This window comes from Microbacterium sp. H6, from assembly GCF_003314775.1.
Classification (GTDB): Bacteria; Actinomycetota; Actinomycetes; order Actinomycetales; family Microbacteriaceae; genus Microbacterium; species Microbacterium oxydans.
On sequence record NZ_QOAY01000306.1, the window covers coordinates 156923 to 158670 of the forward strand.

The 1748-nt window shown below is 68.6% G+C and carries 2 protein-coding genes; one reads left to right on the top strand and one right to left on the bottom strand.

The genetic code is table 11. The annotated features are described in order from the left end of the window. Positions 1-885 (top strand): dihydrolipoamide acetyltransferase family protein (locus tag DSP71_RS24470; RefSeq protein ID WP_258546587.1); only part of this gene is annotated, 885 nt, incomplete at its 5' end. Here the strand turns inward: DSP71_RS24470 and DSP71_RS20815 are convergent. Beyond that, positions 878-1486, bottom strand: coding sequence for a TetR/AcrR family transcriptional regulator (locus DSP71_RS20815; RefSeq protein WP_113681949.1), 609 nt, complete (start codon positions 1484-1486; stop codon positions 878-880). The genes DSP71_RS24470 and DSP71_RS20815 overlap by 8 nt on opposite strands. Positions 1487-1748 lie beyond the last annotated feature (262 nt).

A 1748-nucleotide genomic window follows, 5' to 3' on the forward strand; every position in this document is an offset into this window, starting at 1 on the left:
CACGCGAAGAGGCTCGGCATCGATCTCGTGCTGGTTGCGGCAGAAGTGGGCGACCGCCTCATCACCCGCAACGATGTAGACGCCTATGCGGAACGCGTCGGCGCGCACGATCGCGCCGGCGGCGGCGTGCATTCCACGTCGTCCGCTGCACTTCCGGCCAGCCCTGCCGCACTCGCCGGCGAGGAGCGCGAGACCCGGATCCCCATCCGCGGAGTGCGCAAGCACACGGCGGCGGCGATGGTCCAGAGCGCCTTCACGGCCCCGCACGTCACCGTCTTCCATACCGTCGACGTGACCGCGACCATGGATCTGCTGTCGAGTCTCCGCGAAGATCGATCGCTGAGCGCACATCGGATCGGGCCGCTCGCCGTGGTGGCGAAGGCGGTCTGCCTCGCTCTCGGGCGGACTCCTGGCCTCAATTCGCGTTGGGATGAGGCCGCCGGCGAGATCGTCCAGCACAACTACGTCGATCTCGGGATCGCGGCAGCGACGGAGCGCGGACTGATCGTCCCCATGATCAGAGATGCCGAGCGGCTGACACTCACCGAACTCGCGGACGCCGTGAAATCCCTCGCCGAGGTCGCGCGTTCGGGGAAGACCTCGCCGGCGGAGCTCGCGGGCGGCACCTTCTCGATCTCCAACATCGGCGTGTTCGGTGTCGATGCCGGTACGCCGATCCTTCCCCCCGGTCAGTCCGGGATCCTGGCCGTGGGCGCGGTACGTCGTCAGCCCTGGGAACACCGGGGCGAGATCGCGCTGCGGCAGCTGATGACCCTCAGTCTCTCTTTCGACCACCGGATGGTCGACGGCGCGGAGGGCGCCCGGTTCCTGAAGGATGTGGCCGACCTCCTCGAGGAGCCGGGGCGGGCGATGCTCCTCAGCTAGTCGCGCGCACGGCAGCATCCGCCATCGCGATCAACACGGTCGCGGTGGCGGAGTGCCGTCTGGCCGCCGCACGCGTGCTGTGCGGCGTGGAGTTGATGAGTCCGAAGCAGGCCTGCACGCGCAGACGCAGCTCGTCCGGATCGGCGCCGTCCGTGCCGCCTCGACGCAACGGAGCCAGGGCCGCCATCCACAATTCGATGTAGGCGCGTTGCAGGCGGCGTACCTCGGCGCGGTCGGCATCGGACAGGAACGCGACATCGCGGTCCTGCACCTGGATCACCTCGGCGTTACCCAGGGCGAAGTCCACGTGGAACTCGATCAGCGCACGCATGCGCGCGTCGGGCGTCGGGGCCTCGTCAGCGACGCGGCGTCCGCCGTGGATGAGGTCCTGACTGACTTTGACGAGGACCGCTCCCAGCAGAGCCTGCTTACCGGCGAAATGACGATAGACGGCCGGGCCGGACACACCGACGGCAGCGCCGATGTCCTCCAGGCTCACGCCGCTGTACCCGCGCGCGGCGAACAGTCGTGCTGCGGCGTGCAGGATCGCATCGGACCGCTCGGCCTTGGCGCGGTCTCGGGCGGTGACCGGGCTTGTCATCTCAGTTAATCCTCGCTAACCTGAATCAACGGGTTAGTGAACACTAACCGAAAGTGCATGCACCGCGCCAGGGTTCGGCCCAGGGCGGACGTGGGTCGAGGAGGACATCACGATGCCGACATCCCAGGAGTCGCTCGCGCACGAACTGCGAGACCGCCTCGCCGCCGCCGCGCGCGGAGGACCGGACGCTTCTCGCGAGCGTCACCTGGCGCGAGGGAAGCTGCTCCCTCGCGATCGCGTCACCCGTGTGCTCGATGAGGGC

Coding starts and splice junctions, on each gene's coding strand:
- DSP71_RS20815 (WP_113681949.1), bottom strand. CDS start 1,486: ATGACAAGCCCGGTCACCGCCCGAGACCGCGCCAAGGCCGAGCGGTCC.